This window comes from Mycobacterium sp. (assembly GCF_035499775.1).
Lineage (GTDB): Bacteria > Actinomycetota > Actinomycetes > Mycobacteriales > Mycobacteriaceae > Mycobacterium.
Map to the genome: position 1 here is coordinate 1 of NZ_DATJYB010000585.1, position 7,627 is coordinate 7,627.

The window sequence follows — 7,627 nt, forward strand, 5'->3', positions numbered from 1 at the left end:
CCATGTGCCCGCAGCCGCGGGGGCAGTCGTCGATCGCCTCGGCCAGATCCGAGAAGGCCATCAGCACGTCGTCGGGCTCGATGTGGGCCAACCCGAAGGAGCGGATGCCCGGGGTGTCGATCACCCAACCCGAACCCTCGAGGGGCAGCGCGACCGACTGGGTCGACGTGTGCCGGCCCCTGCCGATCTCGGTCACCTCCCCGACGGCCCGATCCGCTTCGGGCACAAGCCGATTCACCAATGTCGACTTGCCGACCCCGGAATGGCCGAGCAGCGCGGTGATCTCGCCGGCGAGCAGGTCGGCCACCGCCAGCAGGGGATCGTCGACGCCCGCGGCGACCACGGTCAGGTCGAGGTCCTCGAATTGCTTGGCGAACGGTTCCGGTGGGGCCAGGTCGGTTTTGGTGAGGCACAGAATCGGGGCCAGGCCCCCGGCGTACGCGGCGATCAGCGCCCGGTCGACCAGACCGGTGCGCGGCGGCGGGTCGGCCAGTGCCACCACGATCAACAGTTGGTCCGCGTTGGCGACCACCACGCGCTCGGTCGGGTCGGTGTCATCGGCGGTGCGCCGCAACACCGTTCGCCGCTCGCCGCGCCGCACGATGCGGGCCAGGGTGTCGGGGCGTCCGGACAGATCGCCGACCACGTCGACGTCGTCGCCGACGACGATCGGGGTGCGGCCCAGCTCGCGCGCCCGCATGGCCGTGACCCGTCGGTCCGGGTCGCGGTCCAGCACACACCCCCAGCGGCCGCGGTCGACGCTGACGACCATCGCGGCCTCGGCGTCGGCGTGCTCGGGGCGGGTCTTGGTCCGTGGTCGCGAGCCCCTGCCGGAGCGGACCTTGACGTCGGACTCGTCGTAGTCGCCGGGCCTCAAGCGCCGGGCCCGACCATTTCGGTCCACAGCTGCGCGAACTGCGGCAGCGTCTTGGTGGTGGCGCCGATGTCGTCCACCCCGACCCCGGCCACCCGCAGCCCGACGATGGCGCCCGCCATCGCCATCCGGTGATCGGCATAGGCGCGCCAGGTACCAGGCCCCAGCGGTGTCGAGGTGATCACCAAGCCGTCGGTCGTCTCCTTACAGTCGCCGCCCAGGCGGTTGATCTCGGCGCTCAGCGCGGCGAGCCGGTCTGTTTCGTGGCCGCGCAGATGGGCGATGCCGGCCAGGCGTGACACCGATCCCGGGGTGGCCAGCGCGGCCAGTGCCGCCACCGACGGCGTCAGCTCGCCGACGGCACGCAGGTTGACGTCAAAGCCGTCGTAGACCGCCGATCCGCTCACCTCGAGGGATGAATCAGTATGGGTGACAACGGCATTCAGCTTACGCAGGATGTCCAGGATGTGGTCGGCGGGTTGTACGCTGGTGGCCGGCCATCCGGTGATCCGCACGGTGCCGCCGGTGACCACCGCGGCTGCCAGGAATGCGACGGCGTTCGTCAAGTCGGGTTCGACGTCCCAATGCCGGGCCGCGACAGCGCCGGCGCGCACCTGCCAGCGGTTCGGGGTCGAGTCGTCGACGTCGACATCGGCCTGCCGCAGCATCTGCACCGTCATCGCGATGTGCGGCGCGGACGGCAGCGAGGCGCCGGTGTGTTGCACGGTCAGGCCCTCGGTGAACGACGCCCCGCACAGCAGCAGCCCGGACACGAATTGCGACGAGGCGGACGCGTCGATGGCCACGGTGCCGCCGGCCACCGATCCGCTGCCCTGCACCCGGAACGGCAGCCCGCTGCCCTCGACGGGGACGCCGAGACCGCGCAACGCATCGAGCAGCGGTGCGATGGGCCGAGCGCGGGCCTGATCGTCGCCGTCGAAGGTCACCGGCGTCGCGCTCAGCGCCGCCAGCGGCGGAACGAACCGCAACACGGTGCCCGCCAGGCCGCAGTCCACCCGCGCGTCGGGGCCCGGTTCGATCCGGCCGCTGACCGTCAGCTCGGAACCGTCGCCGTCGACGCGCAAACCCAGGGTCCGCAGGGCTCCGATCATCAGGTCGGTGTCGCGGCTGCGCAGCGCGCCGGAGATGGTCGAGGTGCCTCCCCTGGGCGAGCCCGGGGGCCCCAGGCCCTGCGCGGCTGCCAGCGCGGCCAGCACCAGCGTCCGGTTGGTCTGTGACTTCGAGCCCGGCACGGTGACCGTCGCGTGCACCGGTGTCGACGCGTGCGGGGCCCGCCATGTGCTCACTCGTCCATCATTGCGTGTCACGGCGCTCTGCCACCATGGAGACATGTGCGGACGGTTTGCGGTCACGACGGATCCGGCCCTGTTGGCCGAGAAGATCAAGGCAATCGATGAAGCTACAGCAGCCACTGACACCCGGGCCCCGGCGCCGAATTACAACGTGGCGCCCACCAACACGATCGCCGCGGTGGTGTCGCGGCACAGCGAGCCCGACGACCGGCCGACCCGCCGGGTGCGGCTGATGCGCTGGGGATTGATTCCGCCGTGGGTCAAGGCCGGTCCCGACGGCGCACCGGACAACAAAGGGCCGCTGCTGATCAACGCGCGCGCCGACAAGGTCGCCACTTCGCCCGCCTTCCGGAGTTCGGCGAAAAGCAAGCGCTGCCTGGTGCCGATGGACGGCTGGTACGAGTGGCGGCCCAATGCCGAGAAGAAGTCCCCGAAAACCCCGTTCTTCATGCATCGCACCGACGGGGACCAGCTGTTCATGGCCGGGCTGTGGTCGGTCTGGAAGCCCGCTAAAGACGCCACGCCGCTATTGAGCTGCACGATCATCACCACCGACGCGGTGGGGGAGCTGGCCGGGATCCACGACCGGATGCCGCTGGTACTGGCCGAGCACGATTGGGATGGCTGGCTGAATCCCGACGCACCCCTGGACACCGAGCTGTTGGCTCAGCCCCCCGACGTGGACGGCATCGAGTTGCGGGAAATATCGACGCTGGTCAACAACATCCGCAACAACGGGCCCGAGCTGCTCGAGCCGGCCGAGCCGCAGCCCGAGCAGATCACGCTGCTGTAGCGCGCTCGTACACCGTCACCCGATCGTGTTGACCCCACCATTGAACCGGCAGGTGAGAATCGGCTTCGGTCCAATCGGCATCAAGCATGAGGTGCAGCTGATCGTCGCCGGTGCCACGGCCGTGGCCCTCGCCGATGTAGATGACGCGGTTCCCCTGGTAGGCCAGCAATGTGCGGGCGCCGACGTCTTGTCCGTGCGGTGGCCACGAAAGGAATAGCGTCCGGTCCGGATGCAGCGCCACTGCTTCGGCGCAGTCTTTCGCGCACACTTCGGCGTAGAGGTCGTCGCCGTGCCAGCCATTGGTGATCAACTCGGTACCCGGGTTCAGGTCGTAGCAGACGACATCCACGCCGACCTGCGCAAGGAGATAGGCCCAGTAGCCGGTCCCGGCGATCGGATCGACCAGGCCGCCCTGCGCGTGCCTAGCGACGAACGCCACGGTATCGGGGTCGGGGATGGTCCAGCAGTACTTGCGGACCAGCCTCAGCCGGTTCGGCGACCGGGCCATGCTTTGGTCGACGGTGCGGTCCAAACGGTAATAGCCGACCACCGGGTTGCCTTGCAGATCATCGGTGTCGACGCAATCCTTGACCGCCTGCCAGTAGGGATTGTCGATGGTCGCTCCCGGTGCGTGATTTCGTCCTCAGATTTTAGTGGCCGGCCCGCTCCTCTGCCACGCAACGCAGTCGTGGTCAAGCCAACGTAGTCAGGGCGCATTGTCTGCCGTCGACAACCGGCGGCTCACCTTTGTCGGCCAGCGACGGAATCCTGTCGGCAGTCGCCGCATAGCATGCGTGTGTGTCGTACACCTACACCTTCGAGGACATCCAGAACCGTCCCGTCGCGGTGATCGGGGCGGGAACGCTGGGCCGCCGCATCGCGCTGATGCTCGCCAGCCGCGGGGGCACCGTGCGGATCTACGCGCGACGCGCCGAACAGCGCGACGAGGCGGCGCAATATGTGACGGAGAACTTGCCAAAGCTATTGGCTGACCGGGGTTTTGGCGAGGAAGGTGGGGCGGTGGGTGCGGCGTCGTTCGAAGAGGCGTTGGACGACACCTGGCTTGTCGTCGAGTCCGTCCCGGAGAAGCTGGAGATCAAGATTCCGCTGTGGGGCGAGATCGACCGGGTCGCGCCGCCGGACACCATCTTCGCGACCAATTCGTCGTCCTACCCGTCGCGCCTGATGGCCGAAAACGTGCGCGACAAAACGCGTCTGTGCAACATGCACTTTTACATGCCGCCGCAATTCAACGCGCTCGACCTGATGTCGGACGGTGAGACCGACCGTGGCCTGCTGGACACCTTGCTGAGCGTCCTGCCCGAGTTCGGCGTGCATCCCTTCGAGGCGCGCAAGGAGTGCACCGGCTTCATCTTCAATCGGGTCTGGGCCGCGATCAAACGCGAGTGCCTGGCGGTGGTCGCTGAGGGGGTGGCCCGCCCCGAGGATGTCGACGGCATGTTCAAGATCAACTGGGGGGTGCCGGCCGGGCCGTTCCAGCTGATGGACGTCGTCGGCTTGGACGTGGTGCTCGACATCGAGAATAACTACGCCGAAGAGTTCCCGTATCTGCCCAAGAGCGTGCGGGATCTGCTGCAGGACTACGTCGATGCGGGCAAGCTCGGCGTCAAGACCGGCGAGGGCTTCTATACGTACTAGCGTCTGTTCGTGCTGCTTAACCGTTGCTGAGAACCAAGCGCCAGTTGCCCGGGGCCTTAGGATCCGGAACGCACCAGAAGTTGTTCCAGTTGAACGGTGGTGTCCTGGCCTTCACGGCGGGTCCGGCGTCCTGACAAGCCTGGTGCGTCGGATAGTTGCCCTCGGTCTGCAGCGTGTCGGCCCTGCTGATGCCCACACCGGCCGTCACCAACCCGGCCGAAGCCAGCACACCCGCGGCGACAAACGTGAAAATCGATCGCTTCATATCCATCCACTCCTTTGGTGCTCCAGCATGGAGATACAGCAATACGTTAGGTCTAGTCGACCCACTACACAGCCTTATCGCGGATACGCTCACGCCTGTTACAGCGACACCGCGGTGGCGACAGCCTCCAGCAGACGGGCGAGTTGCGTGGCATCCTTGATCGTGCGGTCTCCGCCGACGAGTCGGGTGAACACGCCCGCGATGAAGGTGGTGACGGCCGTCGCCCGCGCGGCGATCAGCGCGGGGTCGTCGGTGCCCGGCTGCAGGTGAGCGATGGCGTCATGGGCCATAGCGATGACGCGCGCCGCGAACGACTGGGCCGTCTCGGCGAGATCGGGGTCCCGTGCGGCGCCGAGTAGCAATTCATGCCGCGCCCGGTTCAGCATCAGGCCCGGCCCGTCGGCCTGCATCATGGTGAGCTCGGCCAGGTGCGCGAACGGCGAGAGCGGGTCGAGCGGCTCGTCGATCACCGATTGCATATTGGCGACATCGATCTCGACGACGCGCTTGCCGACGCCGCGCAATAGGGCCGCGCGGGTGCGGTAGTAGTACGACGTGGTGCCCTCGGGTACCCCCGCGTAGCGGTCGACCTGTCCGTGCGTGAGGCCGCGGGACCCCTGTTCGGCCAGCACCCGGATCCCCGCGTCGCACAGTTCGCGGCGGCGTTCGTCGCCGTCGCGTTTCCGGGGTGTGCTGGTCATGGTCACCGGAGGACGGTTCCGCCGTCGATGTTGACGACCTGGCCGTTGATCCATTCGCCTTCGTCGGACAGCAGGAAAGCGACCAGTGCCGCGATGTCGCCGGGGTCGCCGACGCGAGTTCCGCGGATGCGTTTGAGCGCGCCGGCCTGCAGGTCCGGCCATTGCGGTACGGAGCGGATGGCCTCGGTCGCGGTGAAGCCCGGCGCTACCGCGTTGCAGCGAATGCCCTCCTTGCCCCACCGCGACGCCACGTGGCGGGTGAGGGCGCCGATCCCCGCTTTGGCGGTGGCGTAGGCCGGTCGGGCGGGCTCGCCCTGGAACGCCGCCGCCGAGGACATGTTGACGATCGCCCCTGCGCCGCGGGCGAGCATGCACGGGATGGCGTATTTCATGGCGGCCACATAGCCGCGCAGGTTCACCGTCATCACGCGGTCCCAGACTTCGAAGTCGATGTCGACGACGTCGGTGTCGGCACGGATGGTGCTCATATCGGCGCCCACGTTGAACATTAGGTCGACGCCGTCGTAAGTCGTTGCGGCGCTGCGGATCAGGTCGGCGACCGACGCGGGGTCGGCGAGGTCGAAGGCGACGTGAGTCGCGGTCCCGCCCGCCGCGACGATGCCCGCGGCCGTCTGCCGCGCCGCGTCGACGGCGACGTCGCCGACGACCACACGGCAGCCTTCCGCGCCGAGTCGGGCGGCGGTCGCCGCTCCGATCCCGGTGGCGCCGCCGACCACGACCGCAACCCTGTCTGTCAATCCCCGCAGGCCCATGAATCTTGACATTACCTCTAGAACTATAGAGGATCACCTCTACGGTTCTAGAGGAAGGATGTGGCAATGGCCGGGATTTATCGGGAGCGTCCCGGGGCTGCCGACCTGGCGGCGGCGACCGGCGCTCCCGCGACGCCCCTGGGCAACGACATCTGGATGTCGCCGGGCGTCTCCAACTCCTACGCGGTGGCCACCGACGACGGGCGGGTCATCGTCAACGCCGGGCTGGTGTTCGAAGGGCCGTTGCACCGCAAGGCTTTTGCCGACTTGGCGGGCCCGACGTGGGCCATCGTCATCACACAGGGGCACGCGGATCATTGGGGCGCGGTCAACGCGCTGCGCGATGAAGACACTGCCGTGGTGATGCACCGCAACTATCGCTATTGGCGCGACGACAACCAGCGTCTGATGGGCTACCGCGTGCCCAAGACGGCCTTCGCGTTCCAGAAGTTCACGACCGCCATGGCCGAGCACGCCAAGACGATCGACCCCGCCACCATCGATTTCTCCTTCCCCGAGCCGACCGCGACATTCGACGAACGCCATGAGATGACGGTCGGCGGCCGCAGCTTCGAGCTGGCCTGGACGCCGGGCGGGGAGACCACCGACTCGATTGTGGTGTGGCTGCCTCAAGATCGAATCCTATTCAGCGGCAACCTATTCGGACCGCTGTTCGGCCATGTGCCGAATCTGATGACCATTCGCGGTGACCGGTACCGCGACCCGGTTCTGTATATCGAGTCGCTCAACACGGTGCTGGAGTACGGGCCCGAGAAGATCATCACCGGACATTTCACGCCGATCGAGGGCGCCGACCGGATCGCCGAGGAGGTCACCGCGATGCGCGACGCCATGCAGGTCGTGCACGATCGCACCATCGAGCTGATGAATTCCGGCGCCGATGTGCACACCGCGATGCGCGAGGTCAGCGTGCCCGAGCACCTCGACGTCGGCGAGGGCTACGGCAAGACCTCCTGGAATGTGCGCGCCATCTGGGAGATGTACACCGGTTGGTTCCACCACCGCTCGACCACCGAGCTCTACGGTGTCGCGTCGAATTCCATTGCGGCGGACCTGGTCAACGCCGCCGGAGCGGACGCGCTGGCCAAGGCGGCCCGCACTCATGTGGCGAACGGGCGGCCGGTCGAGGCACTGCACCTCACCGACCTGGTGCTGTCCGCTGAGCCCGGACACGCGGCGGCGCGCGCGGTGGCCGCCGACGCCCACGAAGCGCTGCTGGCCGGTACCG

At 67.8% G+C, this 7,627-nt stretch carries 9 protein-coding genes; 3 read left to right on the forward strand and 6 right to left on the reverse strand.

The window, feature by feature from the left end; genetic code table 11:
* Positions 1-877 (reverse strand): ribosome small subunit-dependent GTPase A (gene rsgA, locus VML93_RS35520; protein ID WP_325618079.1); only part of this gene is annotated, 877 nt, incomplete at its 3' end.
* Positions 874-2,181, reverse strand: coding sequence for a 3-phosphoshikimate 1-carboxyvinyltransferase (gene aroA / locus VML93_RS35525; protein ID WP_325618081.1), 1,308 nt, complete (start codon positions 2,179-2,181; stop codon positions 874-876). The genes rsgA and aroA, both read right to left, overlap by 4 nt.
* Positions 2,182-2,224: 43 nt before the next feature.
* Here aroA and VML93_RS35530 point away from each other — a divergent pair, with 43 nt between their 5' ends.
* Complete coding sequence (locus VML93_RS35530; protein WP_325618083.1) at positions 2,225-2,980, forward strand: SOS response-associated peptidase; 756 nt, start codon at positions 2,225-2,227, stop codon at positions 2,978-2,980.
* On the opposite strand, the gene VML93_RS35535 is transcribed toward VML93_RS35530, so the two are convergent.
* Complete coding sequence (locus tag VML93_RS35535; protein WP_325618085.1) at positions 2,967-3,530, reverse strand: hypothetical protein; 564 nt, start codon at positions 3,528-3,530, stop codon at positions 2,967-2,969. The two genes, VML93_RS35530 and VML93_RS35535, sit on opposite strands and share 14 nt — an antisense overlap.
* A gap of 248 nt (positions 3,531-3,778) precedes the next feature.
* On the opposite strand from VML93_RS35535, the gene VML93_RS35540 reads away from it, so the two are divergent.
* Complete coding sequence (locus VML93_RS35540; protein ID WP_325618087.1) at positions 3,779-4,639, forward strand: 3-hydroxyacyl-CoA dehydrogenase family protein; 861 nt, start codon at positions 3,779-3,781, stop codon at positions 4,637-4,639.
* 16 nt (positions 4,640-4,655) lie between these two features.
* Here the strand turns inward: VML93_RS35540 and VML93_RS35545 are convergent, their stop codons facing one another.
* From VML93_RS35545 to VML93_RS35555, 3 genes are all read right to left on the reverse strand, one after another.
* Entirely contained in the window at positions 4,656-4,910 is a 255-nt protein-coding gene (locus VML93_RS35545; RefSeq protein ID WP_325618089.1) for a hypothetical protein, read from the reverse strand.
* Between the two features lie 92 nt (positions 4,911-5,002).
* Positions 5,003-5,605 (reverse strand): TetR/AcrR family transcriptional regulator, encoded by a 603-nt coding sequence (locus VML93_RS35550; protein ID WP_325618093.1) that lies wholly within the window; start codon positions 5,603-5,605, stop codon positions 5,003-5,005.
* Positions 5,606-5,607: 2 nt separating this feature from the next.
* Positions 5,608-6,378, reverse strand: a complete 771-nt coding sequence (locus tag VML93_RS35555; protein ID WP_325618094.1) for an SDR family NAD(P)-dependent oxidoreductase — start codon at positions 6,376-6,378, stop codon at positions 5,608-5,610.
* A gap of 66 nt (positions 6,379-6,444) precedes the next feature.
* Here VML93_RS35555 and VML93_RS35560 point away from each other — a divergent pair.
* The coding region (locus VML93_RS35560) for an alkyl sulfatase dimerization domain-containing protein (protein WP_325618091.1) at positions 6,445-7,627 on the forward strand (1,183 nt) is incomplete at its 3' end.

Coding starts and splice junctions, on each gene's coding strand:
- VML93_RS35555 (WP_325618094.1), bottom strand. CDS start 6,378: ATGGGCCTGCGGGGATTGACAGACAGGGTTGCGGTCGTGGTCGGCGGC.
- VML93_RS35530 (WP_325618083.1), top strand. CDS start 2,225: ATGTGCGGACGGTTTGCGGTCACGACGGATCCGGCCCTGTTGGCCGAG.
- VML93_RS35550 (WP_325618093.1), bottom strand. CDS start 5,605: ATGACCAGCACACCCCGGAAACGCGACGGCGACGAACGCCGCCGCGAA.
- VML93_RS35545 (WP_325618089.1), bottom strand. CDS start 4,910: ATGGATATGAAGCGATCGATTTTCACGTTTGTCGCCGCGGGTGTGCTG.